20 protein-coding genes are annotated in these 24,218 nt (G+C 67.2%); 9 read left to right on the top strand and 11 right to left on the bottom strand.

What is annotated here, in order from left to right:
- Positions 1–20: 20 nt before the first annotated feature.
- Positions 21–1,604 carry a phytoene desaturase family protein gene (locus AC07M7_RS16020; RefSeq protein WP_495207840.1) on the top strand — a complete coding sequence of 528 codons (1,584 nt, stop codon included), beginning with the start codon at positions 21–23 and terminating at the stop codon, positions 1,602–1,604.
- 229 nt (positions 1,605–1,833) lie between these two features.
- On the opposite strand, the gene AC07M7_RS16015 is transcribed toward AC07M7_RS16020, so the two are convergent.
- The 6 genes from AC07M7_RS16015 to AC07M7_RS15990 form a co-directional block, all read right to left on the bottom strand.
- On the bottom strand, positions 1,834–2,508 hold the full coding sequence (locus AC07M7_RS16015) for a rhomboid family intramembrane serine protease (protein ID WP_005410509.1): 675 nt from the start codon (positions 2,506–2,508) through the stop codon (positions 1,834–1,836).
- A gap of 93 nt (positions 2,509–2,601) precedes the next feature.
- Positions 2,602–3,030: an MGMT family protein gene (locus tag AC07M7_RS16010; protein ID WP_495207839.1), complete on the bottom strand. Its 429-nt coding sequence runs from the start codon at positions 3,028–3,030 to the stop codon at positions 2,602–2,604.
- Positions 2,937–3,857: a DMT family transporter gene (locus AC07M7_RS16005; protein WP_482997734.1), complete on the bottom strand. Its 921-nt coding sequence runs from the start codon at positions 3,855–3,857 to the stop codon at positions 2,937–2,939. The genes AC07M7_RS16010 and AC07M7_RS16005 overlap by 94 nt, the downstream gene beginning before the upstream one ends.
- Before the next feature lie 404 nt (positions 3,858–4,261).
- Positions 4,262–5,620 (bottom strand): glutathione-disulfide reductase, encoded by a 1,359-nt coding sequence (gene gorA / locus AC07M7_RS16000; RefSeq protein ID WP_482997733.1) that lies wholly within the window; start codon positions 5,618–5,620, stop codon positions 4,262–4,264.
- Positions 5,621–5,835: 215 nt separating this feature from the next.
- Positions 5,836–7,080, bottom strand: coding sequence for a DUF418 domain-containing protein (locus AC07M7_RS15995; protein ID WP_495207838.1), 1,245 nt, complete (start codon positions 7,078–7,080; stop codon positions 5,836–5,838).
- 99 nt (positions 7,081–7,179) lie between these two features.
- On the bottom strand, positions 7,180–7,662 hold the full coding sequence (locus tag AC07M7_RS15990) for an FKBP-type peptidyl-prolyl cis-trans isomerase (protein ID WP_012511747.1): 483 nt from the start codon (positions 7,660–7,662) through the stop codon (positions 7,180–7,182).
- Positions 7,663–7,773: 111 nt separating this feature from the next.
- Here AC07M7_RS15990 and AC07M7_RS15985 point away from each other — a divergent pair, with 111 nt between their 5' ends.
- Both AC07M7_RS15985 and AC07M7_RS15980 read left to right on the top strand, forming a co-directional pair.
- Positions 7,774–8,313 (top strand): C40 family peptidase, encoded by a 540-nt coding sequence (locus tag AC07M7_RS15985; RefSeq protein ID WP_012511748.1) that lies wholly within the window; start codon positions 7,774–7,776, stop codon positions 8,311–8,313.
- Between the two features lie 131 nt (positions 8,314–8,444).
- On the top strand, positions 8,445–9,218 hold the full coding sequence (locus AC07M7_RS15980) for a C40 family peptidase (RefSeq protein ID WP_495207837.1): 774 nt from the start codon (positions 8,445–8,447) through the stop codon (positions 9,216–9,218).
- Positions 9,219–9,479: 261 nt separating this feature from the next.
- Here the strand turns inward: AC07M7_RS15980 and AC07M7_RS15975 are convergent, their stop codons facing one another.
- Complete coding sequence (locus AC07M7_RS15975; RefSeq protein WP_006381938.1) at positions 9,480–10,814, bottom strand: dicarboxylate/amino acid:cation symporter; 1,335 nt, start codon at positions 10,812–10,814, stop codon at positions 9,480–9,482.
- Positions 10,815–10,968: 154 nt separating this feature from the next.
- On the opposite strand from AC07M7_RS15975, the gene AC07M7_RS15970 reads away from it, so the two are divergent.
- From AC07M7_RS15970 to AC07M7_RS15950, 5 genes are all read left to right on the top strand, one after another.
- Positions 10,969–12,675, top strand: coding sequence for an alkaline phosphatase (locus AC07M7_RS15970; RefSeq protein WP_430765916.1), 1,707 nt, complete (start codon positions 10,969–10,971; stop codon positions 12,673–12,675).
- Positions 12,675–13,217 (top strand): WG repeat-containing protein, encoded by a 543-nt coding sequence (locus AC07M7_RS15965; protein ID WP_447782184.1) that lies wholly within the window; start codon positions 12,675–12,677, stop codon positions 13,215–13,217. Before AC07M7_RS15970 ends, AC07M7_RS15965 begins: the two co-directional genes overlap by 1 nt.
- 534 nt (positions 13,218–13,751) lie before the next feature.
- Positions 13,752–15,038: a tRNA lysidine(34) synthetase TilS gene (tilS, locus tag AC07M7_RS15960; RefSeq protein ID WP_495207836.1), complete on the top strand. Its 1,287-nt coding sequence runs from the start codon at positions 13,752–13,754 to the stop codon at positions 15,036–15,038.
- 36 nt (positions 15,039–15,074) lie between these two features.
- Positions 15,075–15,335 (top strand): exodeoxyribonuclease VII small subunit, encoded by a 261-nt coding sequence (locus AC07M7_RS15955; protein ID WP_006381978.1) that lies wholly within the window; start codon positions 15,075–15,077, stop codon positions 15,333–15,335.
- Positions 15,325–16,203, top strand: a complete 879-nt coding sequence (locus AC07M7_RS15950) for a polyprenyl synthetase family protein (protein ID WP_495207835.1) — start codon at positions 15,325–15,327, stop codon at positions 16,201–16,203. The genes AC07M7_RS15955 and AC07M7_RS15950 overlap by 11 nt, the downstream gene beginning before the upstream one ends.
- Positions 16,204–16,315: 112 nt before the next feature.
- Here AC07M7_RS15950 and AC07M7_RS15945 read toward each other — a convergent pair whose 3' ends face one another.
- The gene (locus tag AC07M7_RS15945) at positions 16,316–16,687 is read right to left on the bottom strand and encodes a DUF4870 domain-containing protein (protein ID WP_012511754.1); all 372 of its coding nucleotides are present in this window, start codon (positions 16,685–16,687) and stop codon (positions 16,316–16,318) included.
- Positions 16,688–16,774: 87 nt separating this feature from the next.
- Positions 16,775–18,142, bottom strand: coding sequence for a metalloprotease PmbA (gene pmbA, locus AC07M7_RS15940; protein ID WP_495207834.1), 1,368 nt, complete (start codon positions 18,140–18,142; stop codon positions 16,775–16,777).
- Between the two features lie 68 nt (positions 18,143–18,210).
- Here pmbA and yjgA point away from each other — a divergent pair, with 68 nt between their 5' ends.
- Positions 18,211–18,801 (top strand): ribosome biogenesis factor YjgA, encoded by a 591-nt coding sequence (gene yjgA, locus AC07M7_RS15935; protein WP_495207833.1) that lies wholly within the window; start codon positions 18,211–18,213, stop codon positions 18,799–18,801.
- 41 nt (positions 18,802–18,842) lie between these two features.
- Here the strand turns inward: yjgA and tldD are convergent, their stop codons facing one another.
- Together tldD and AC07M7_RS15925 are read right to left on the bottom strand one after the other, a co-directional pair.
- Positions 18,843–20,288 carry a metalloprotease TldD gene (tldD, locus tag AC07M7_RS15930; protein WP_495207832.1) on the bottom strand — a complete coding sequence of 482 codons (1,446 nt, stop codon included), beginning with the start codon at positions 20,286–20,288 and terminating at the stop codon, positions 18,843–18,845.
- A 59-nt stretch (positions 20,289–20,347) separates the two neighbouring features.
- Positions 20,348–24,199: a YhdP family protein gene (locus tag AC07M7_RS15925; protein WP_495207831.1), complete on the bottom strand. Its 3,852-nt coding sequence runs from the start codon at positions 24,197–24,199 to the stop codon at positions 20,348–20,350.
- Positions 24,200–24,218: the final 19 nt, after the last annotated feature.

Raw genomic sequence — 24,218 nt, 5'->3', positions numbered from 1 at the left:
TCCCTTTTTCCGAGGTGCTGATGACCTGGGATGCGATCATCGTTGGCGGTGGCCACAACGGCCTGGTCTGCGCGGCCTATCTGGCGCGCGGCGGAAAGAAGGTGCTGGTGCTGGAACGTCGTGGCGTTCTCGGCGGCGCGGCAGTCACCGAGGAATTCCATCCCGGTTTCCGCAATTCGGTGGCGTCATACACGGTCTCGCTGCTGCAACCGCAGGTGATCGATGACCTGCAGCTGCATGCACATGGGCTGCGCATCGTCGCGCGTCCGGCCAACAACTTCCTGCCGTTGCCTGATGACCGCTATCTGCTGTCGGCGCTGGGCCGCACCCAGGCCGAAGTAGCGAAGTTCTCCGAACGCGATGCGCAGGCGCTGCCCGCCTATGAAGCGCGCCTGGAGATCTTCGCCGACGTACTGCGCGCGTGGGCTCTGCGTGCGCCACCGGACCTGGGTGTGACGGGCGGTTGGCGTGCCCTGCCCGCCCTGTGGCAGATGGGCCGCCTCGGTCGTGAACTGGCTACGCTGGATACCTCGCTGCGGCAGGAACTGCTCGACCTGTTCACGCTGTCGGCGGCCGAGTATCTGGATCGCTGGTTCGAGAGCGCGCCGATCAAGGCGCTGTTTGGTTTCGATGGCATCGTCGGCAACTACGCAAGCCCGTACACACAGGGCAGTGCGTACGTGCTGCTGCACCACGTATTCGGCCAGTGCAATGGCGTGAAAGGCGCGTGGGGCCACGCGATCGGCGGCATGGGAGCGATCAGCCAGGCGATTGCGGCGTCGGCACGCGAGGCCGGCGCGGAACTGCGCGCGGAGGCCGGGGTGCAGCGCGTGCGGATCGAACAGGGCCGCGCGGTGGGCGTGGAACTGGCCAACGGTGAAATCCTGCGTGCAAGAGCAGTGATCGCCAACGTCAATCCAAAACTGCTGTACGAGCAATTGTTGGAACCTTCGCAGGTACCGGCAGCTACGCGCGAGCGGATGGCGAACTGGCGTTGCGGCTCCGGCACCTTCCGGATGAACGTGGCGCTGTCGCGTTTGCCGGACTTCCGCGCCCTGCCCGGCCCCGGCGATCACCTCAGCGCCGGCATCATCATGGCGCCCAGCCTGGACTACATGGACCGGGCCTGGCTGGATGCGCGCCGCGACGGCTGGTCGCGCGAACCGATCGTGGAAATGCTCATTCCCAGTACGCTGGACGATTCGCTGGCGCCGCCCGGCCAGCATGTGGCCAGCCTGTTCTGCCAGCACGTGGCGCCGGTGTTGCCTGAAGGCCGCCATTGGGATGATCACCGCGAAACCGTGGCCGACCTGATGATCGCCACCGTTGAACGGTATGCACCCGGCTTCGCCGACAGTGTTCTCGGTCGACAGGTGCTGTCACCGCTGGATCTTGAACGGACCTTCGGCCTGATCGGTGGCGACATTTTTCATGGCGCGCTCAGTGCCAACCAGCTGTTCTCGGCTCGACCGATGGTCGGCCAGGCCGGCTATCGCGGCGCCCTGCCCGGACTATACCTGTGCGGGTCGGGCACCCATCCCGGTGGCGGTGTGACCGGTGCGCCGGGACACAATGCCGCCCAGGTGGTGTTGCAGGATCTGTAGATCCTCGCCACGCGCGGATGCGGGTTTGCCCTGCCGTTGGCGCGATCTGCTGTTGGTAGGTGCCAACCATGGTTGGCACGAGTCAGCAGAAGCGATTGCCAACCAAGGTTGGCAACTACCGGGCAATGCGTGCCGACCAACGGTCGGCACCTACAGCGTCAAATGATCCCGTTCAAAGCGTGCCAACCAAGGTTGGCACCTACCCGCGTGAAGCGAGGCGCATCGCGCCTCACTTCACGCTGCGCAGATGGTTCGGGCGCTTCGGCGGGCCGGGCGGGCGGCGCTTGTTGAACGGCGGCTGCCCGCGCCAGTAGCGGATCAGCAACCAGCCGAACAGCATGCCGCCCAGGTGCGCGAAATGGGCCACGCCCGGCTGCCAGCCGGTCATGCCCAGCACCAGCTCGCCCACGCCGAACAGGATCACGAAGGTCCGTGCCTTCATCGGAATCGGCGGGAACAGCAGCATCACCCGCTGGTTCGGGAACAACATGCCGTAGGCCAGCAGCAGGCCGAACACGCCACCGGAAGCGCCCAGCACCGTGGCCGGGTTTTCCAGCAGCGTGCCCACCAGCAGCTGGCAGACGCCGGCACCGGCCACGCACACCAGGTAATAGAGCAGGAAGCGCTTCTCGCCCCAGGTCTGCTCCAGTGGCGCGCCAAACATGAAGACGGCCAGCATGTTGAAGAACAGGTGCCCGAAGCTGCCGTGCAGGAAGCCATAGGTCAGCAGCTGCCACGGCTGGAAGTTGCCACCCGGCGAGAATGCGTCGAAGCCCTGCTGCAACGGTTGCAGCATGAACGGCTCGAAGGTCTGCATGCCGAGCAGGAACGGCTGCTGCAGCAGGAACAGGATCGCGTTGGCGATCAGCAGGGCCTTGGTAACGGTAGGCAGTCGCGGGAACATGGGAGCACCGGCATGGAACGGCCTCCATCATAGCCGCAGCACCGTGTCTTGTTGGCGACCGGCAGGCATAGCCTGTTCAGTCGCCAGCGGCGCTCAACCGGGGCCCCACACGGCCGCATCCAGCGCTGCAACCGGATCGGTCGCGGGCATCCGCACCCGGCCATTCTCCACCGCTACGCCCTCGGCACGCAGCCGCTGCGACTGCTCGCGCCAGCCGGCCGACCCTTCTTCCATGGCAATGCGCCCATCCGAGCGCAGCACGCGGTGCCAGGGCAGGTCTGGATCGTCGTTCTGGCCGAGGATGCGTGCGGTCAACCGCGCGCGCCCAGGCAGGCCGGCACGCATCGCCACCTGGCCGTAGCCCATCACCTTGCCAGGCGGAATCGCACGGATCACCGCCAGGATGCGCGCACGCGCCTGCTCCGGCGTCAGCGTCGCAGGCGGGTCACCAGCAGTACGCCGATCAGGACCAGTACGGTGCCGGCGATCTGCGCCGGCCCCATCGGTTCGTCGAGCAGCCATAGGCTCATCACGATGGTGGAAACAGGACCCAGCATACCGACCTGCGCGGCCAGCGACGAACCCACGCGCTGCACCGCCAGCATGATCGCCAGCACCGGCAGCACCGTGCACACGGTGGCGTTGACCAGCGACAGCCACTGCACCGGCGCCGGAGCCTGCCACAGCAGCGGCAGCGGATGGGTCACCGCGAAATGCAGCAGCACCAGCGCGCTGGCCACGCAGCTGGCATAGGCGGTCAGCCGCACCGCACCGATGCGCGCCACCACCTGCCCACTGCCGAACAGGTACAGCGCGTAGCTGAGTGCACTGCCCAGCACCAGCAGGCTCCCGAGGATGATCTGCCCGCCCTCACGCTGCAGGTCGTGGCCGAAGGCGATCAGCACGCCGATATAGCTCAGCACCAGCGCACCGATCTGCCAGCGGCCCGGCCGCTGTCGTGCCAGCAGCACGTTGATCAGCAGTACCAGGGTCGGGTTCAAGTACAGGATCAATCGTTCCAGGGTCACGCTGATGTACTGCAGCCCCTGGAAGTCGAGCAGGCTGGACAGGTAATAGCCGGTGAAGCCCAGCCACAGCACGCGTGCACGGTCAGCCCAGGAAAGTCGCTCTGCACGGCGCGAGGCCCACACCGCCATCAGCGCGAACAGGGGCAGCGCCATCAGCATGCGCAGCGCCAGCAGCGTTGTGGCATCCACGCCATGGCGCAGCCCCAGCTTGACGATGATGGCCTTGCCTGAAGCGGCAATGGCGCCGATTGCAGCCAAGCCGATGCCGCCCAGAGCGATGCGCGGGGACGTGGTGGCGATGCGGGGGGAAGAAGTGGACATCAGGAAGAAAACGGGCCGCATGGGCGGCGGGAAGCAGCCGGATTGCTTCCAATTGTCTCATGGCACTTCCGGGCGAACGATCCGATGTCCGTTCATGCTCACTGCAACTCCTGATCCACGCATGGCGTGGATCTACGTGTCGACCAAGGTCGACACCTACCAACAGCAACACAAAACGCAGTTCGGACAGATCGCAGGAGTCTGTCGAAGGCGGGGTGGGTCCGGTTGCGGGGGCGTGAGCCGCATGGATGCGGCGACCGAGCTTACAGGGACGTACTTGCAGCGTCCCCCGCAACCGGACCCACCCCGCCATTCCACGGAATGCACGCTGTTGCTGTTGCTGTTGCTTCGGCCGTTGCTGTCGAGGTTGCCGGCCAGCGGCCGGCACTACCGTGAGTGTCGGCTCAGCGCATCAGCACCACTTCCTCGGCCGACGTCGGGTGGATCGCCACGGTGTCGTCGAACTGGGCCTTGGTCGCGCCCATCTTCACCGCCACTGCGAAGCCCTGCAGGATCTCGTCTGCGGCCTCGCCCAGCAGATGGATGCCGACCACGCGTTCTTCCGGGCCGGCGCAGACCATCTTGAACAGGCTGCGCTGGGTGCCATTTGCCAGCGCCTGCAGCATCGGGCGGAAACGGCTGTGGTAGACGCTCACCTGGTCGAAACACGCGCGTGCTTCTTCTTCGCTCATGCCCACCGCGCCCAGCGGTGGGTGCGAGAACACTACGCTGGCCACGTTCTCGTAATCCATCTTCGATTGCGGCCGACCACCGAACAGGCGGTCCATCAGCCGCCGCGATGCCGCCACCGCCACCGGGGTCAGGCCGACCTTGCCGGCGATGTCCCCCACCGCGTGCACGCTCGGCACGTTCGTGGTCTGCCACTCGTCCACCTGCACCTGCTGGTGCTCGCCGATGCCGATGCCGAGTGCTTCCAGGCCCAGATCACGGCTGTTGCCGCGGCGGCCGGTAGCAAAGAACACCGCATCGAACACGCTGTCGAGTGGGCCGTCATGGCCGAATGCACGCACGCGTTCACCATCGCGCTGCAGTTCGCGCAGGCGGTAGTCGAAATGGATGCGCACGCCCTGCTGTTTCAGGTTCTCGGCCAACTGATCGGTCAGTTCGTAGTCGAACCGCTCCAGCAGTCGCTTGCCGCGTACCAGCAGGCTGACCTTGCTGCCCAGTGCCTGCAGCAGGCCGGCCAGTTCCACCGCGATGTAACCACCCCCGATGATCGCGACCTCGGCAGGCGCCGCGCGCAGATCGAAGAAATCGTCGGAGACCAGGCCCAGTTCGGCACCGGGAATGTCGGGCCGCAACGGGTGCGCACCAGTGGCGATCAGGATGTGCTCGGCGCTGTAGCGCACACCATCGCTACAGGCCACGGTGTGCGCATCCAGCAGATGGCCACGCGCTGGAATACGCACCACGCCGGTCTCATCCAGGCGCTTGTGGTAGCTGGTGTGGATGTTGCTGATGTAGGCCTGGCGATGGATCACCAGTTCCTTCCAGGAAAGTGCCGGGCGCGCTTGGACATCGAAGCCCATCGCACTGGCCAGGCCGATGCGCTCGTGCAGGTCGGCCGCCAGCCACATCGCCTTCTTCGGCACGCAGCCGACATTGACGCAGGTCCCGCCCAGTTCGCCCGGCTCCAGCATCGCCACGCGCTTGCCGTGCTGCGAGGCGCGGATCGCGCCAGCCAGGCCGGCGGAGCCACCGCCAAGGACGATCAGATCGTAATCATAGGGTGCAGTGCTCATCGGAATCGCTCGGGTCGGTAGGAGGCAGGATCGATCACGGGTGGACGGTCGCAGACAGGATCGGTGATCAGCGGGCCGGTGCCGGCACTCATGCTGATATCGAGCATGACACGGCCCACTGCAGGCCAGACGTGAACTGACGCGACCGATGATCTGCGGCAACTGCGCAGATGGTGGCGGCGATCAAGGTCAACGGCGTGTGTGGCAGGCATCGATCAGCTCTGCCCGGCATCGCGTCGCATCGCGGGCCATTGCCGGTAGGTCATGGCCCGCCACAGCCATTCCATCGGGCCAAATCGGAACCGGCGCAACCAGAGATGGCTGATCACCACCTGGGTGGCGAACAGCAGCAGCGCCGACAGCAGCTGCACGCTGCGCGGCATTGCCTCGAACCACCCCAGTCCGTAGTGATAGAACAGCAGCGTGCAGACCAGCGACTGCGCCAGGTAATGGGTCAGCGCCATGCGCCCGACCGGCACCAGCCATCCCAGCTGCGTACGCCAGTGCACGATCCACGCCAGGTAGCCCAGGCACATCGGTAGCGCGCCAACCGTTACCAGTGCCATTGCCGCGGTCACCGGCAGGTCGTAGGCGCCCGGCACGAGGTACGGTTTCCAGGCGACACCCAGCACCGTGACCAGCAGGCCCAGCGGCAGTGCGACCCATCGCAGCACCGCGTACAGCCGCGGGAACCGTTCCGGCGCCGCCAGCGCACCGCTGCCGGCAAACCAGCTGCCGATCAGGAACATGCCCAGCACTTCCGGGCCGGTGATCAGCAGCGCGCCCATCGACGTGCCGAACTCGCTCAGCCGCTGCACGTTGGCCTGCATCCAGCTGCCCTGCCCGTACACCAACCGTTGCTGATCGATGCTCTGCTGCGCCTCAGCCAGCATCTTCTGCACATCCTCGGCCGAGGCCATCGATACCATCGCGCCGACCAGCAGCATCATTGCCACACCGCCCAGATAGAGCATCACGCCCATCCATGGCAGCCAGCTGCGCGGCGCCTCGCGGCAAGCCAGCAACGGCAGCGACACCAGCGCGTACATCACCAGGATGTCACCGGACCAGACCAGCAGCGCATGGCACAGCCCGATCAACAGCAGTCCGGCGCTGCGGCGCAGGTAGAACGGAGTGAACCCACGCCCGGACACTTCGGCGCGCCGTGACATCACCGCGAAGCCCGCGCCGAACAGCAGCGAGAACAGGGTGAAGAACTTGCCCTGCACGAACACGTAGACGAAGGCATCGGCCCAGTAGTCCATGCCCTGCCAATGCGCGTCGATGCCGGTGAAAGCCAGATCCAGCGGTCCGCTGAAGGCCTCGATGTTCATCAGCAGGATGCCCAGCAGCGCGGCACCGCGCAGCATGTCCAGCACCGCGATGCGTTCGCCGGAAGCCACCGGCTGCAGGGAAGGAGAAGCGGCGTTCACGGGGGATCCGTCGGGCAGATTCGCCATTATGCCGCTGGCCTGCGCGCCATGGATGGCCGCGCCGTGTTCCACAAACGCAACGGCCCGCCGTAGCGGGCCGTTGCAGCCATCACGATCGCGCTGCGATCAGTGCTGGTGACCACCGTCGCCGTGGACGTGGCCGTGGTCGAGCTCTTCCTTGCCGGCTTCGCGCACGTCGACGATTTCCACGTCGAAATGCAGGTCCTTGCCGGCCATCGGGTGGTTCAGGTCAACGTCGACAACGCTCATGCCGACCTTCTGCACGGTCACCGCACGCGGGCCGAAGTTGGTCTGCAGCACGACCTGCTGGCCCGGGACCAGCTTGGTGTTGCCGAAGTGCTTCTTCGGCACGCGCTGGGACAGGCCGTCACGGCGCTCGCCGTAGGCGTCGGCCGCCTTGACGTCGACATTGAAGGTCGCGCCGGCTTCCTTGTCCATCATGGCGTTTTCCAGGCCCGGGATGATGTTGCCGTGGCCAATCAGGATCGCCAGCGGCTCGCCGCGGTCCTTGGACGATTCGATCGGCTCCTGGCCGGCTTCGGAAACGGTGTAGTGGAAGCGGACAACGCGGTCTTTTTCGATCTTCATGCGCAACTCTGTATGGATCTGCCGGAGGCAGGCGGGTTGGGGCGGGTTGTCGCCCGGCGGGGACGCCGCCATCATGACGGCCAATCCAAGGTGGCGCATTATCCGGAGATCATGCAGATCACGCCAGTTTCGTCCGGCCCGCGCCGGCTCCTCGCCCCGGCCCTGCTGCTGGCCCTGCCCCTGTTGATGACTGCCTGTGGCGGCGGCAAGGCCACGCGCCCGGCCCCACCACCGCCCTCGGCGAACTGGCCGAAGACGGTGCCGGACAATCCCGAGGCCGCCAACTCGGTGCTGATGCGCGCCATCAGCCTGGTCGGCACGCCTTACCGCTATGGCGGCAACACGCCTGATTCGGGCTTCGACTGCAGCGGACTGGTCGCCTACGTCTATCGCGAGATGCTGGACCTGAAGCTGCCGCGGACCTCGCGCGACCTGGCTGCGGTGCAGGGCCCGAAGATCGATCCGCAGCGCCTGGCCACGGGTGACCTGGTGTTCTTTGGCAGCCGCGGCAGCGTCACCCATGTCGGCATTTATGTAGGTGAAGGACGCTTCGTGCACGCGCCGAGCACCGGCGGTACGGTTCGGCTCGATTCGCTCAGCGGGCCCTATTGGAAAGACCACTACACCGGCGCGAAACGTGTTCTTCGCTAAACTGAACAGGCGATATGTTCAAAACTGTGACGACCATCACCATCAAAATAACGATTTTATAACGGAATTTTTAACTTTTAGATGCGTCCGCAGGGCATGATGCCCCATCGTTTTTTTCCTGTGACCGACGCGTGACGACTGAAGACCAGACGTGCCAAGGCCAGACCGCCGCATTTTCGCGTAGTGCCCGCCCCCTGCTGATGGGCTTGGCGCTGTGTCTGACCAGCCTTCCGGCCTGGTCGCAGACTGTTCCTTCCCGTTCCGATGTGACCACGGCCCCGGCGGCCGAGAACATCGCCCGACCGGCTGCCAAGGCCGAGGCTGCTGCTCCGCAGCGCAGCCGCGTCGATGCCGCCGCCAGCGCCACGCTGGCCGCCCTGCTGCCGCACCTGGCCGCCAACGACACCATTCCGCTGATGGACCGCTCGGCCGTGGTGGCCGGCGACCTCAGCCGCCTGCTTGCCAACTACGACACCAGCAGCGCCGCCAACGGCAGCGTTGTCGGTACCGCCGCCGACAATGGCAAGGTGCAGTCGCTGCTGCGCCGCGCAATGACCCTGCTGGGTACCCCGTACCGTTGGGGTGGCAGCAACCCGGACAGCGGTTTCGATTGCAGCGGCTTGGTCGGCTACGTGTTCCGCTCGGCCCTGGGCATCGAGCTGCCGCGCGTCTCGCGCGAGATGGCGCACGACGACAACGCCGAACTGATCAACGACCGCACCGCGCTGGCCGCGGGTGACCTGGTCTTCTTCGGCCGCAAGGGCCGTGTTGACCACGTCGGCATCTATGTTGGCGACGGCCGCTTCCTGCACGCTCCGAGCTCGGGCAAGGACGTCCGCGTGGACACCCTGCTCAGTGGCTACTGGGGCAACAAGTTCATGCAGGCCCGCCGGGTCGACCTCTGATCTGGCCCGCTGGCGCCACGGCGCCGCCTGATACGAGAAAAAGCCGCTGCCCCTGCAGCGGCTTTTTTGTTGTACCCGCAATGACGGGTAGGCAGATGCTGCTCGACCTTCTTTCAGGTGGGTGCCGACCGTTGGTCGGCACCGCCTCCATCCACGCATGGCGTGGATCTACCGGGGGGGCCGCCTTGGTCGGCAACGCGTCCGCCATCCCCCAAACAAAAGGCCCGCCGGTCAGGGCGGGCCTTTCATTTCCACGCAACCTCAGGCGCGTGGCGGTGTCGGGTCAGGATCGTCCACACCCACATTGCTGGACGGGTTGTCATACACCGCCTGGTCGAGCAGCCCGGTTTCCTTGGCCACGATCACCGGTACCAGCATCTGGCCGGTCACATTGGTCATCGTGCGCATCATGTCCAGGATCCGGTCGATCGCGTACAGGTAACCGATGGTTTCCAGCGGCAGGTTGGCCGCACTCAGCACCACGGTGGCCATGATGACCGCCGTACCCGGTACGCCGGCGGTGCCGAAGCTGCCCAGCACCGAGGCGATCAGCACCACCACGTACTGTTCCGGCGTCAGCGGCACGCCGCTGTACTGCGCGATGAACACCGCGCACAGCGCCGGGTAGATCGCGCCGCAGCCGTCCATCTTGATGCTCGCGCCCAGCGGCACGGCGAACGAACCGTAGTCCTTGTTCACACCCAGGTTGTGGGTGATCGAACGCAGCGCCACCGGCATCGCAGCGAAGCTGGACGAACTGACGAAGGCGACCTGCATGCCCGGCGCCGCACCACGGAAGAACTTCAGCGGGTTCAGGCCATGGGCAAGCAGCAGCGCGCTGTAGACCACCACGATGTGCAGCGCGCAGGCGACATACAGCGCCAGCACGAAATGACCCAGTGGCAGCAGCTTCTCGAAACCATAGCTGCCGACCAGGCCGGCGATCAGGCCGAAGGTACCGATCGGGGTAACCTCAAGCACGAAGCGGGTCACCTGGATCATGATGTCGCTCATCTGCCCGACCAGCTTGCGCGCTTCGGTCACCTTCTCGCCCAGCTTGACGATGGCAAAGCCGACCAGGCCGGCGAAGAAGATCACCGGCAGGATCGAGCCTCGGCCGGCGGCCAGCACGGTTTCACCCGCTGCGTTGACCTTGGTGCCGATGCCGGACAGCGCGTAGAAGACATTGGCCGGTACCACGTCCAGCAGCACCTGCACCACGCTGGGCACTTCACGCGGCACGTAGTTGCTCGCCATCGACAGCTGCAGGCCACCGGCGCCGGGCTGCAGAACGGTGCCCACGCCCAGGCCGACGCAGACCGCCAGCGCTGCGGTGATCACGAACCACAGGAAGGTGCGGCCACTGAGCGCGGCGACCGACTTCTGGCCGTGCAGCGACGAGATCGCGTTGATGACCGCGAAGAACACCAGCGGCACCGCGATCATCTTGATCAGGGTGACGTACAGCTCGCCCAGCGGGCCGAACCAGGTTTCAGCAGCCGGGCCGAGCGCCCAGCCGGCCAGCGCGCCAAGCACGAAGCCACCGACCACGCGCTGCCAGAATGGAATCCGCAGCCAGGCAGAGACCAGCTTCATAGGCAATCCAGAGGGGAAGGAAGGGATGCTGGCACGATAGCCCAAGGCGGCCCGCAGAACGACCGCCGGGCGGGCAAATCAGTGTGTCATCGGCGTGCCTTGCGAGGGCGGGCATAATGAACGTCCCGTTACAGTTTGTGAGATCCCAGCGTCCATGCGCCGTTCCGTCTCCCTGTTGGCCGCCTGCGCCACCACCCTGCTGCTGGGCGCCTGCGCCAGCACCACCCCCGCGTCCGCCCCGACCGGCCTGAAGGTCGCCGTCGATCCCGTTGCCCATCCGGCCGGCGAGACCCCGCAGTGGTGGTACCGCAGCGGCGCCGCCCAGGCCGCCGCCAACGGCGCGATGTCCGGCAAGGCCAAAAACGTCATCCTGTTCCTCGGCGACGGCATGAGCCTGACCACTGTGGCCGCCTCGCGCATCTACGAAGGCCAGCAGAAGGGCGGCTCGGGTGAAGAGAACCTGCTGTCCTGGGAGCGCTTCCCGGCCACGGCGTTCAGCAAGACTTACAACACCGATTCGCAGACACCGGATTCGGCCGGCACCATGACTGCCATCACCACCGGCGTGAAGACCCACATGGGCGCGATCGGCGTCAGCGCCGGCAGCCGCACTGACTGTGCCGACAGCCTGTCCAAGGGTCTGCTCACCTGGCTGCAGCTGGCCGACAGCGCCGGCCTGGCCACCGGCGTGGTCTCCACCGCGCGCCTGACCCATGCCACCCCGGCCGCCACCTACGCGCACTCGCCCGAGCGCAACTGGGAAAACGACACTGATCTGACCGAAGCGGCCAAGGCCGCCGGCTGCAAGGACATCGCCCAGCAGCTGCTGTCCACCTCGCGCTATGGCCGCGGCCCGCTGGTCGCCCTGGGCGGTGGCCGTGGCGAGTTCACCACCGTGGAGGAGCGCGATCCCGAGTACGACGACAAGGTCGGCCAGCGCCTGGACGGCCGCAGCCTGGTGCAGGAGTGGCAGCAGGCGCATCCGCAGGGTGCCTACGTCTGGAACAGCAAGCAGCTGGCGGCGGCCGCGAATGCGCCGGCCATCCTCGGCCTTTTCGAGCCGGACCACATGCGCTACGAATACGAGCGTCCGCAGGATCCGGGTGGTGAGCCGAGCCTGGCCGAACTGACTGCCGCCGCGATCAAGAATCTTTCAAAGCACCAGGAAGGCTACGTGCTGATGATCGAAGGCGCGCGCATCGACCACGCCAACCACAGCGGCAACGCCTACCGGGCGCTGACCGAGACCGTGGCGCTGTCCGACGCCGTGCGCGTGGCCAACGAACTGACTTCGGCCGATGACACCCTGATCATTGTCACCGCCGACCACTCGCACACCCTGAATTTTGTCGGCTACCCGGCGCGCGGCAACCCGATCCTGGGCAAGGTGAAGGACAAGGGCGGCGAAGATGGCGCCGGCAAGCTCGACTACGCGCTGGACGGCACCGGCCAGCCCTACACCACCCTGAGCTACGCCAACGGCCCGGGCCACACCGGCAGCAGCAACCAGCAGCCGGCCGGCAGCAAGCGCTACCCGCACAATCCCAGCACCTTCGAACCGGCCAACGGCCGCCCGAACCTGCGCGAGGTCGACACCGAGCATCCGGACTACATGCAGGAAGCGCTGGTGCCGATGAAGTCCGAATCGCACGGTGGCGAGGACGTCGGCATCTGGGCCCGTGGCCCCGGCAGCAAGGCGATCCGCGGCACGCTGGAACAGAACGCGATCTACCACATGATCGTGCAGGCCACCCCGGCCCTGCGCGAGCGCCTGTGCCAGGCCGGTACCTGCGATGACAAGGGCGTGCCGGTGCAGTTGCCGGCGCCGACCGTCTTCGAGCGCAAGGCCGAGGCCAAGTGATGGTGTGGCCGGCACGCCCTGCCCCTGCCAGCGGCCGCCTCGCGCGGTCGCTGGTCCTGCTCGGCGTGCTGGCCAGCGGCAGTGCGCTGGCGCAGGGACCGGCCTGCAAGGTCATGACCGAAGAGCATGGTCTCTGGATGCTGCCGGGCTGCGAGGTCGCCAACGGCCGGCCGCAGATCAGCCGGGACATCCTGGCGCAACTGCCGTACGACGATCACGGCCTGGCCGTGGTCTACGCAGGCGAAGGCTTCCACTACATCAACCGCAAGGGTCGCAGCCTGCCGGTGATCACCTGGGACAACGGCCCGGAGACACCGCAGGAAGGCCTGTTGCGCGGGCGCGTTGGCAATCGCGTGGCCTACTTCGATCTGAAGTTCCAGCAGACGGTACCAGGCACTTTCGATTTTGCGTGGCCATTCCAGGATGGCGTGGCTGAAGTCTGCAATGGCTGCCGTCGTGGCACGCCGGATGGCGATGGCCACACGCCGATGGAAGGCGGCGACTGGTTCCGCATCGACCGCAAGGGTCGTCGAGTGAAGTAGGTTTTCGGCAGGGCTGCGCCCTGCACCTGCAGACGCAACGGCAACAGCCGAAGCAACAGCGTGCATTCCGTGGGATGGCGGGGCACTGTGGGTTTGCGGGGACGGCGCAAGTACGTCCATGTAGCCTTGATCGCCGCATCCATGCGGCTCACACCCCGCAAACCCACAGTGCCCCGCCTTCGACAGTTTTCCGGCGGCCGGTAGATCCACGCCATGCGTGGATCAGATCTGTCAGATATCGAATTGAACCCGGGGTCAGATCCGTTTTCCTGCGGAAAACGGATCTGACCCCATCAGCATGCCCAACAGATCGCAGGACACTGTCGAAGGCGGGGTGGGTCCGGTTGCGGGGGCGTGAGCCGCATGGATGCGGCGACCGAGCTTACATGGATGTACTTGCAGCGCCCCCCGCAACCGGACCCACCCCGCCTGCCCTCAGGAAACCCGCTTCTGCTGTTGCTTCGGCCGTTGCCGTTGCTTGCGCGTCTGCGGGTGCAGGGCGCAGCCCTGCCGACCAACCCTATACTTGCCGACGTGAGTGAATTCCCTGCCCTTGTTCCGCTGGATGCGCCCGTGCTGGTGGGCTACAGCGGCGGTGTCGACTCGACCGTGCTGCTGCACTGGTTGTGGCGCTGTGCACAGGCCTCCGGTACCCCGCTGCGCGCGGTGCACATCCACCATGGCCTGCAAGCTGCAGCTGATGAGTGGGTACTGCACTGCCAACAGCAGTGCATAGCATTGGGCATCGAACTGGCCGTACACCGCGTGCAAGTCGAAAGCGATACAGGCCTGGGACCCGAAGGTGCGGCCCGGCAGGCACGGCGGGTGGCGTTCGCGGCCGAACTGCGCGAGGGCGAAACGCTGGCGCTGGCGCAGCACCAGGACGATCAGGCCGAAACGTTCCTGCTGCGCGCCTTGCGTGGCTCCGGCGTCGACGGCCTTGCGGCGATGTCCGCCGACAGCCTGCTCGACGGTCACCGTCTGTGGCGACCACTGCTGCAGGTGCCCCGCAGCACCCTGCTCGACCATGCCCGCCAGCACGCACTGCGCTGGATCGAAGACCCCAGCAATGGCGATGACCACGCCGATCGCAATTTCCTGCGCCTGCAGGTGCTGCCGCTGCTGCGCCAGCGCTGGCCGCATGCGGCCAGCGCATTGGCGGGCAGCGCGTTGCATTGCAGGCAGACACGGGACCTGCTGGATGAAGAAGACGCGGAACTGATCACGCATCTGGAAGTGGCACCGCGCGTGCTGTCGCTGCAGCTGCTGCGCCAGGTCTCGCCGGGCCGCGCCGCGCGCGTGTTGCGTGCCTGGGTGGTCGGCCACGGTGCCGCGCCGCTGCCGGCCACGGTGCTGCAGCAGGCACTGGACGAACTGCTGCCGGCCGACAACGACCGCCAGGCGCGCGCGTGCTGGCACGATCACGCGATCCAGCAATGGCGCGACCATGCCTACCTGCTGCCCGCGCAGCTTCCCGTGCTGCCGAACGACTGGCAGACCGAATGGGACGGGCGAGCGCCGCTGCCCCTGCCCGACGGTGGCCAGCTGCGCCTGCAGGGCATCGCTGCCTTCGAACGCCCGCTGCAGGTGCGCGCGCGCGTGGGTGGCGAGCGCATCCAGCTGCCCGGACGCCAACATTCACACGCGCTGAAGGACTGCCTGCAGCGCGAACATCTTGCGCCGTGGCGTCGCGCGCAGCTGCCGTTGATCTTTGATGGCGCGCAGTTGCTGGCCGCCGCCGACGTGGTCATCGCCGCACCACTGCAGGCCTGGTTGCAGGCGCACGACGCGCAGCTGCAGTGGCGGCCGGGCAGCTGGTGAATTGACCCCCGCGCGCGGCCCGTCCACACTTGCCGCATGGCCAAGAAGTCCCCCGAAAACGCCTCCCCGGTCGCCCAGTTCGAGCAGTCGCTCGAATCGCTGGAGCAGCTGGTGGAGCAGATGGAAACCGGCGAGCTGAGCCTGGAAGCGTCGCTCAGTGCTTACGAACGCGGCGTCGGTCTGTACCGCCAGTGCCAGCAGGCGCTGGAGCAGGCTGAACTGCGCGTGCGCCTGCTCAGCGATCCGGCCCAGCCGGAAACCGCCGAACCTTTCGACCCGCCCAGCCATGACGGCTGAGGCATTGTTCGCGCGCTGGCGCGACCGTATCGAAAGCCAGCTCGACGCCGCCCTGCCCTCGCCGGCCGAGGCGCCACAGCGCCTGCACCAAGCCATGCGCTATTCGGTGCTCGGCGGCGGCAAGCGCATGCGCCCGCTGCTGGTGTATGCCAGCGGCCAGCTGTTCGGCGCGCAGACGGAAAGCCTGGACGCGGCGGCGATGGCGGTCGAACTGATCCACGCTTATTCACTGGTGCATGACGACCTGCCGGCCATGGACGACGACGCCCTGCGCCGCGGTAAGCCGACCACCCACATCGCCTTCGACGAAGCCACCGCGATCCTCGCCGGCGATGCGCTGCAGACTCGTGCTTTTGGTCTGCTGGCCGATGCACCGCTGCCGGCAACGCTGCGCGTGGCCTGCCTGCAGACCCTGGCGCATGCCTCCGGTGCCTCCGGTATGTGCGGCGGCCAGGCCTTGGATATCGATGCTACCGGCCAGCAGCAGACCTTGGCGGCTCTGACCCGCATGCACGCACTGAAGACCGGCGCGCTGATCCGTGCAGCGGTGCGCATGGGCGCGCTGTGCGGCCAGGCCCACGAACCACAGCTCGCCCAGCTCGACAGCTTCGCCGATGCGCTCGGCCTGGCTTTCCAGGTGCGTGACGACATCCTTGATGTCGAAGCCAGTTCCGAGCAGCTGGGCAAGACCGCCGGCAAGGACCAGGCGCAGGACAAGAGTACCTTCCCCGCCCTGCTCGGCATGGACGGTGCGAAGGCCCAGCTGCGCGAACTCGCGGCCCGCATGCAGGCCACCTTGGCCGCCTATGGCGAGGAAGCCGACGCGCTGCGTGAGCTGGCGACGCTGGCGGTAGAACGCGATCACTGATCGCTGGCGGTGATGCTGCCGCGCTGCGCGCTCGACGGGCATGGCCCGGCGCTACCGCCAAGCAAAAACGCCCGGCAATGCCGGGCGTTTTCGTTTCAGCATGCAGCCGGTCTTACTTGATCAGGCGCAGGGTGAACGGGTAGCGGTACGCTTCACCGTTGTTGGCCTTGACCGCTGCGATGATGCAGAACACCAGGTTGATGATGCCGACGATCGGGGCCAGGATGCCGCCGATGATCACGATCATCAGGATGATGCTGATGACCATGGCGATGGTCACGGTGATCTGGAAGTTCAGGGCTTCCTTGGCCTGGTCGGTGACGAACGACTTGGCAGCATCGTCCTTGTTGATCAGCCAGATGATCAGCGCGCCGATGAAGCCGGTGAAGATACCCAGCAGGTGGGCAGCCAGGGCCATGGTGCGCTGGTCGGCCGGCACATCGGTGGTGACCGGCGGCGGCGGGACGTTATCGAATTCGCTCACGACAAAACTCCTTTTCATTGGGTGGTCTTGACCCACCAGCACCAAGCTGGTTGCGTCAGGCGGGCATAGCTTACGCCATCGACGCCATCAATCATTACCGGCGATGGTCATCCGCCCCAACAGGATCGAGCCGGTGCGGATGTGCGAGCGCGGGTCGACGTCGCTGCCGACCGCTTCGATCGAACGGAACATCTCGCGCAGGTTGCCAGCAATGGTGATGCCGTCCACCGGGAACTGGATCTCGCCGTTCTCGACACGGAAGCCGCCAGCCCCCCGCGAGTAGTCGCCGGTCACCCCGTTCACCCCCTGCCCCATCAGCTCGGTCACCAGCAGGCCGTCGCCCATCTGCCGGGCAATCTCCTGCAGGGAACCGGCGTTGGCGGCCAGCTGCAGGTTGTGCACGCCGCCGGCATTGGCGGTGGTCTGCAGGCCCAGCTTGCGCGCCGAGTAGCTGCCCAGCACATAACGCTGCAGCACGCCGTCGCGGACCAGGGCCGAGGCACGGGTAGCCACACCATCACCGTCGAAGGCGGCCGAGCGCAGGCCACGGCGCAGGTGCGGCAGTTCCTCGATCTGCATCCAGTCCGGGAACAGCTGCTGGCCGACGCTGTCCAGCAGGAAGCTGGCCTGGCGGTACAGCGCACCGCCGGACACGGCCGAGAGCAGATGGCCGACCAGGCTGCGCGCCACTTCCGGGGCGAACAGCACCGGCATGCTGCCGGTGGACAGCGACCGTGGCTGCAGGCGGGCGACGGTGCGTTCGGCGGCACGGCGTCCGACCAGGCCCACATCCTCCAGATCTTCACGGGCCAGCGCACCGGTGTACCAGCCGTCGCGCTGCATGCCATCACCCTGGCCAGCGATCAGCGCACATCCGATCGAATGGTGGGTGCCGCGCTCACGGCCGATGAACCCATGCGAATTGGCATACACCGACAGGCTCTGCATGCTCGACACCGAGGCGCCGTCGGAATTGCGGATCTGCGTGTCAGCCTCGCGGCCGGCGGTTTCACAGGCCAGGGCCAGGTCCACGGCCTCATCGGCCTGCAGCGCCCACGGATGCCAGGCATCCAGATCCGGGAAGTCGGTGGCCATCAGCACAGCCTCGGCCAGCCCGGCGGCCGGGTCGTCCTCGGTATGCCGGGCAATCGCGCAGGCCTGCTCGACGGTGGCCGCCAGGCTGGCCTCGTTCAGGTCGCCGGTGCTGGCACTGCCCTTACGCTGGCCGAAATAGACGGTCACGGCGATACCGCGGTCACGCGTGGACTGCACGGTCTCCACGTCACCGAGGCGCACATTGACCTCCAGGCCACGGTCCTCGCTGCAACTGACCTCGGCCTGGCTGGCGCCGAGCGCGCGGGCACGGTCGAGCAGCTGCTGGGAGAGGTCGGCCAGCCGTTCCAGCCGGGCCGGGCTGTCGTCACCGACGGCGACTTCAGGGGCGATCACGTTCAATGCTTTATCCTGTGCAGGTTGGGCCCGGCATCACGCCGGGCGACTTTTTTTGAAATCAGGTATGGACGATGCGCGGACGCGACGAAGAAACCGGTGAATTCCACGACAAGAGCCGCAGCCAGAACCGGCGCGACGCGCTCGACGTTCTGGCCCTGGGCGAGAAGCTGGTGTCGCTGACCCCGGCCCAGCTGGCGCGCCTGCCGGTTCCGGAAGACCTGCTGCCGCACATCGCCGAGTGCAAGCGGATCACCGCCCACATCGCCCACAAGCGCCAGCTGGCGTTCCTGGCCAAGCACATGCGCCGCGAAGAAGATGCCACCCTGGATGCGATCCGCGATGCGCTGGATGCCAACAGTGAGACCGGCCGCCGCGAAGTGGCGATGATGCACCGTGCCGAAGACTGGCGCGAACGCCTGCTTGCCGAGGGCGACAAGGCGCTGGCCGCACTGCTCGATGACTACCCGCAGGCCGACCGCCAGCAGCTGCGCACGCTGGTACGCAACGCCCAGGCCGAAAAGGCCAAAAACAAGCCGCCGCGCGCCTACCGCGAGATCTTCCAGGTGCTGCGTACGCTGATGCTGCCGGCCGCGCTGGGCCTGAAGCCCAGCGACGACGAGGTCGAGGCCGACGACACGGCCGACGCCAGCGACGAGGACTGAGTCCCCGCCGGGCCTGGCGGTGGCGCTGGCCATCGCCCGGCTCAGGCCTGGGTACCGCCGACGGTAATGCCTTCGATCAGCAACGACGGCTGGCCGACGCCCACCGGTACGCTCTGGCCGTCCTTGCCACAGATACCCACGCCTTCGTCGAGGGCCAGGTCGTTGCCGACCATGCGCACCTTCTGCATGGTTTCCGGGCCGTTGCCGATCAGGGTCGCGCCCTTCACCGGCGCGGTGATCAGGCCATCCTCGATCAGGTAGGCCTCGGTGGCCGAGAACACGTACTTGCCGCTGGTGATATCGACCTGGCCGCCGCCGAAGTTCACCGCGTACAGGCCCTTCTTCACCGAACGGATCATCTCCTGCGGATCGTGCTGGCCGGCACGCATGTAGGTATTGGTCATGCGCGGCATGGTCAGGTGCGCGAACGATTCGCGGCGACCGTTGCCGGTCGGCGCCATGCCCATCAGCCGTGCGTTGAGGCTGTCCTGCATGTAGCCGACCAGGATGCCGTCCTCGATCAGCGTGGTGCACTGGGTCGGGTGGCCTTCATCGTCGATGTTCAACGAGCCACGGCGGCCATCCAGCGTGCCGTCGTCGACGATGGTCACGCCCGGGGCGGCCACGCGCTCGCCGATGCGACCGGCGTAGACGCTGGTGCCCTTGCGGTTGAAGTCACCTTCCAGACCGTGGCCGACCGCTTCGTGCAGCAGCACGCCGGGCCAGCCTGGGCCGAGCACCACCGGCATCACACCGGCCGGCGCCGGCACCGCGTCCAGGTTCACCAGCGCCTGGCGCAGTGCCTCGCGGGCGAACGCTTCCGGACGTCCCTCGGCGAACAGTTCTTCATAACCATAGCGGCCACCGCCACCGGCATAGCCCGATTCACGGCGGCCGTTCTGCTCGACGATCACCTGCACGTTCAGACGCACCAGCGGGCGCACGTCTGCGCCCAGCACACCGTCGCTGCGGGCGATCAGCACCGTATCGACACCGCCGGACAGGCTGACCATCACCTGCTTCACGCGCGGGTCGGCGGCACGCAGGTAGCCGTCCAGGCGCTTGAGTACCTCGACCTTGGCTTCGTTGCCGATGCCGTCGATCGGGTCCAGCGCCGGGTACAGCGCGCGCGCGTTGCCGCGCAGCAGCGAACGCCCGGACTGGGCACCGCCTTCACGCGAGATCGCACGCGCCGACTGCGCCGCCGCCAGCAGCGCGTCGGCATGGATGTCATCGGAGTAGGCGAAGCCGGTCTTCTCCCCGGCAATCGCACGCACGCCCACGCCCTGCTCGATGGAATGGGCACCGTCCTTGACGATGCCGTCCTCCACGCTCCAGCTCTCGCGGCGGGCGTGCTGGAAGTAGAGGTCGCCGAAGTCGACACCGGGGCCGAGCAACTGGCCGAAGGTGCGCTCCAGGCCAGCGGTATCCAGGCCACCGGGGCGCAACAGGCGGTCTTGGGCAAGCGTCAGGGCGGTATCAGTCATGGTCTCGATCTGGGGATGCGGGGGCGCTCAGGCAAGCCCCGTGAACAGGAGGGCCACGCTCAGCGCGAGCGCGGCAGGTCGGTGACGGTCGGCGGAATGGCCGGTGCCGGCTTCGGCGCGGGCGGCGGAGTCTTGTCGCGGCTGCGTTCGATCACTTCCACTTTCGGCTCCTTCCATGGACCGGTCACCTTGTACGTGCGGGCGCCGATTTCGCCCAGTGGCTTGGACAATACCGCATTGGTGGCGGCACCGAGCGCAGCGCCCACCGGCCCGCCGGCCACCGCACCGACCACGGTCAGCAGGTTGCCGGCACGCGGGTTGACGTCGATGGTCTGGTCGAACTGCTGGTTGCGGAGGTCGGCCTGGCCGCGAATGGTGATGTTCGCCGCGGGGCCCTCGATCAACACCTTGTCGGTACGTGCCATGCCCTGGCCGAACTGCATGCTGCCGTCGATCTGGTTGAACGCGAAGCCCTTGGAGAAGAAGTCGCGGAAATCGAACATCAGGCGCCGCGGCAACTGGGTGACACTGAGCAGGCCCAGCACGCGGCCGGCACCCGGCTCCAGCTCCAGCAGCTGGCCGTTGCGTGCATGCAGATCGAGGGTGCCCTGCAGGTTGCCCAGCTGGAAGTCCGACGGACCGCCGCTCCATGACGCCTGCAACTGCGCCCGGCCCGAGCCGCCGCGCAGCTGGCCGCCGTAGTCGAGGTTCTGCATGAGTCCACCGAGGTCTTCGCTGCGCACCTGCGCGGTCAGTTCGGTACGCGCACCACCACGGCGGCCCAGCCAACGGCCGCTGATGTCGATCTCCTGGTCCGGCGCGCGGAAGCGCAGCTCATCCACGTTCAGGCCATTGCCCAGCGGCCGCGTGCGCAGCACCGTCTGGCCGAGCACGACCTTGCCGAACTTGAGGTCGGCGATGTCCAGCGCGAACGGCGGCAGCTTGGCCGGGTCCATGTCATTGGCACCGGCCTGCACCCGCGCCGGCGCGGCAGCCCCGGGGGACGGCGGCAGCGACTGCCAGTGCACGCGGTCGAGCTGGCCACTGATGGTGCTGCCCTCGGCGTTGGGTACCGTCAAACGGCCGGCCAACGTAGGTCCATCCAGGCGCACGTCCAGTGCCTGCGGGCCGGGCTGCAGCTGCAGCCGGGTCTGTTCGAAGACGCCGCCGATCAGCATCAGCTTGCCGACCTGCACATCCACCGCACGCAGCGGCATCGCATCATCGTCGCCACCACCACGGGCCAGGCTGATCCACTCCAGCGCATCCAGGGTCGGGCTGCGGCCGTTGACGGTCAGCCCACTGGGCGGCGGCTCCCGGTCAACATGGTCGCTGCCCAGGGTGACCTGCACGCCGGTGCGGTTGTTGTGGCTGCGCGCGGCCAGGGCCAGACGCTGGCCGAAGGCCACGTCGATACGGCCGGCGCCCATCGGCAACTGCGCAGCCACCGTGGTCGCCAGCGGCTCGCCGGCGGGCTTGTCCAGCGGTGCCGGCAGGTCAAGACGGGTGCCGACCAGATCCGAGCTCAGCCGCAGTTCGCTCGGCGGGGCCGGTGCACCAGGCGCGACCTTCGGCAGGTTGACCGCGATGGTCCACGGCGAGACACCGCTGATGTAGGGCTTGAGCCAGGCCATCTCCGGCGCGCGGTCGATCAGCACGCCAGCGTCGAGGTTGGCCGACAGCTGCGATTCGAAGGCCAGTTTGTTGTCGTGCACATAGCCGCCGGCCCGCAGGCTCAGGCGACCGTCCTGGCCGAGATGGCGCACCGCTAGTTCCTCGGCGCCGAAACCACCGTTGCCGTAGCGCGCCTGCCCCTGCATGTTGTCGAAGGTCAGCTGGAAACGCTTGTCGACCAGCTTCACCCCCGCCAGATCTACCGTGCCCTGCAGGTGGCCGCCACCTTCATCGTGGTGCAACGGCTGCAGCAGATCGAAGGTCACATGCGCCGGGCCCGCCGCGATCAGGTTGTCCAGGGTGTCGCCATAATCCTTGTGCAGCGGGCTCTGCCGCAGCATCGCCAGCAGCTTGCCTGCCTCGCTCTGGGTGTCGGCGCGCACGTACAGCGGCTGCTGGCCGAAGTCCGCAATGCCCGCTTCGAATTTCTGCACGGCCACACCGGCCAGGTCACCGCGCCCACGCATGTCGAAGCCCGGCCCGATGAAGGCGATATCGGCGTCGACCTGGCTCATCAGCGGCCAGTCGTGCTGGAAGCGGATATCGCCGTTGGTGATGTGGCCGGTGGCTTCGAAGCGGCCGTCATTGTTGTCGAACGGCCAGTCGTCCAGGTCACCACTGACCAGACCGATGCCGCCACGCACCTGGCCACCGGCCAGCGCCATGTCCAGCCAGTCGGTAGCGCCCTTGCTCATTCTGGAGTGGATCCAGAAGCGCTTGGCCGCGATCATCGGCACATCATCCAGTTTCGCGGCCAACTGCAGCCACGGCCGGGTGCCATCGCCCTGGAACCAGACCCCGCCACGCACGTCAGCGGCGTAGTCGGTGCCTTCCACGCGCATCGCCGCAGTGCCGATACGCCAGCCACCGCCCTCGTCGCGCCAACCCACCACCTGGCCGGCCAGATGCAGGTCATGGCGCACGCCAAAGCCGGTCGGCCAGTCGAACTGCAACTGGCGCTGCGGCTGCAGCTGCAGGCTGAAGCCATTGGCATCGCCCTCGAAGCGTCCGCCAAGGCCACGCAGGCCAGGCGAATGACCGACGCTGGCAAAGCCCAGCGACTGCAGCTCGCCCTGTGCCCACAACGGGCCATCGCGCTCGCCGGACAGCTGCAGCTCTGCGACGTCCAGCTGCGGCTTGGACAGGAACAGCCAGCGGCGCAAGCCGGGGTCAAGGCGGTCGCTGAGCGCCAGTGCGCGCAGCGCGGTACCCGCCTGTACTTCACCGGAGCTCATCTGCAGCTGCTTGCCGACCTGCAGCTGCAGGCCATCGAGCTGCTGCTCGCCCTCTTCCGTCTTCAAGCGCAGGCGCGGGACCTGCAGCGCCCAGCCGTCGGCCTGGCGTTGCCAGCGCAGGCGTGCCTGCAGGCGCTGCAGCTGCAGCTGCGGTGCAGCCAGCTCCGGCATCGGCGCGCCGTCGATGCGTACGTCGCGCAGGTCCGAATCGGTGGTCAACGCCACCGGTGCGAAATCACGCAGGGTCAGCCACAGGTTCAGTTCGCCCTTGCCCTCGCGCAGGCGAACGCCGCCGGCCGCCAGCAGCGGCGACCAGGCATGGAAATCGACTGGGTCGGCACCCAGCCAGGCCTGGCCGTTGCCGCCTGCGCGGTCCACATCCAGTACCGCGGTCAGCGGCAGCGCATCGGTCTGGGCCCAGGCGCGCACGCCCACCCGCAGGCGCTCGCCGTTGACGCGCAGGCGCAGGTCGATGCGTGGCAGCGTGGTGTCGATGCCGAGGCCAGGGGCATGCACGCCCAGACGGCCACCGATCACCTGCAGCTCGCCCAACCGGCGCAGTGCGTCCAATGGGTCGCCACCGCTGTCGGATCGGGGCAGGCCGCGTACCGACCAGCGCCCGTCCTCACCCTGCTGCAGGTCCAGCGCCAGCCCGCGCAGGCGCAGCTCGGTCAGCGAGCGGCCCGGCAGCAGGCCGCTGTACAGCGATACCAGTACTTCGGCCTCGCCGATGGCCAGGCCCTGCCCTGCGCCGATGCGCAGGCCCTTCAGCTGCAGCAGCGGACCACGCCGGGTCCAGGCGGTCTGCAACTGATCGAAACGGACCGGCTGGCCGGCACGCTCGCTCAGCCACGCAGCAATCTTTTCAGGATGGCGCTCGGCCAGCGGCAGCAGCTGGCTGAGCGTTCCCACCAGCAGTGCAAGCCCGACCAGGCCAACCGCGCAGGCGGCGATGAAATGACGGCGGATCCTTCGCAGTCGCAGGCGCGGCGGCGCGCTCATCGGCCACCGGAAGAAGACA

The sequence above is a fragment of the Stenotrophomonas sp. GW821-FHT09E08 genome, assembly GCF_059416125.1.
The sequence above is the reverse complement of the archived record's forward strand: the minus strand, read 5'-3'. Positions and strand labels throughout refer to the sequence as shown.

Excerpts from the sequence above, each read along its gene's own strand:
- AC07M7_RS16020 (WP_495207840.1), top strand. The coding sequence starts at position 21 with ATGACCTGGGATGCGATCATCGTTGGCGGTGGCCACAACGGCCTGGTC.
- AC07M7_RS16015 (WP_005410509.1), bottom strand. The coding sequence starts at position 2,508 with ATGTTCCCGCGACTGCCTACCGTTACCAAGGCCCTGCTGATCGCCAAC.
- AC07M7_RS16010 (WP_495207839.1), bottom strand. The coding sequence starts at position 3,030 with ATGGCTGCTCGACGAACCGATGGGGCCGGCGCAGATCGCCGGCACCGT.
- AC07M7_RS16005 (WP_482997734.1), bottom strand. The coding sequence starts at position 3,857 with ATGTCCACTTCTTCCCCCCGCATCGCCACCACGTCCCCGCGCATCGCT.
- gorA (WP_482997733.1), bottom strand. The coding sequence starts at position 5,620 with ATGAGCACTGCACCCTATGATTACGATCTGATCGTCCTTGGCGGTGGC.
- AC07M7_RS15995 (WP_495207838.1), bottom strand. The coding sequence starts at position 7,080 with ATGGCGAATCTGCCCGACGGATCCCCCGTGAACGCCGCTTCTCCTTCC.
- AC07M7_RS15990 (WP_012511747.1), bottom strand. The coding sequence starts at position 7,662 with ATGAAGATCGAAAAAGACCGCGTTGTCCGCTTCCACTACACCGTTTCC.
- AC07M7_RS15985 (WP_012511748.1), top strand. The coding sequence starts at position 7,774 with ATGCAGATCACGCCAGTTTCGTCCGGCCCGCGCCGGCTCCTCGCCCCG.
- AC07M7_RS15975 (WP_006381938.1), bottom strand. The coding sequence starts at position 10,814 with ATGAAGCTGGTCTCTGCCTGGCTGCGGATTCCATTCTGGCAGCGCGTG.
- AC07M7_RS15970 (WP_430765916.1), top strand. The coding sequence starts at position 10,969 with ATGCGCCGTTCCGTCTCCCTGTTGGCCGCCTGCGCCACCACCCTGCTG.
- AC07M7_RS15965 (WP_447782184.1), top strand. The coding sequence starts at position 12,675 with ATGGTGTGGCCGGCACGCCCTGCCCCTGCCAGCGGCCGCCTCGCGCGG.
- AC07M7_RS15955 (WP_006381978.1), top strand. The coding sequence starts at position 15,075 with ATGGCCAAGAAGTCCCCCGAAAACGCCTCCCCGGTCGCCCAGTTCGAG.
- AC07M7_RS15950 (WP_495207835.1), top strand. The coding sequence starts at position 15,325 with ATGACGGCTGAGGCATTGTTCGCGCGCTGGCGCGACCGTATCGAAAGC.
- yjgA (WP_495207833.1), top strand. The coding sequence starts at position 18,211 with ATGCGCGGACGCGACGAAGAAACCGGTGAATTCCACGACAAGAGCCGC.
- tldD (WP_495207832.1), bottom strand. The coding sequence starts at position 20,288 with ATGACTGATACCGCCCTGACGCTTGCCCAAGACCGCCTGTTGCGCCCC.
- AC07M7_RS15925 (WP_495207831.1), bottom strand. The coding sequence starts at position 24,199 with ATGAGCGCGCCGCCGCGCCTGCGACTGCGAAGGATCCGCCGTCATTTC.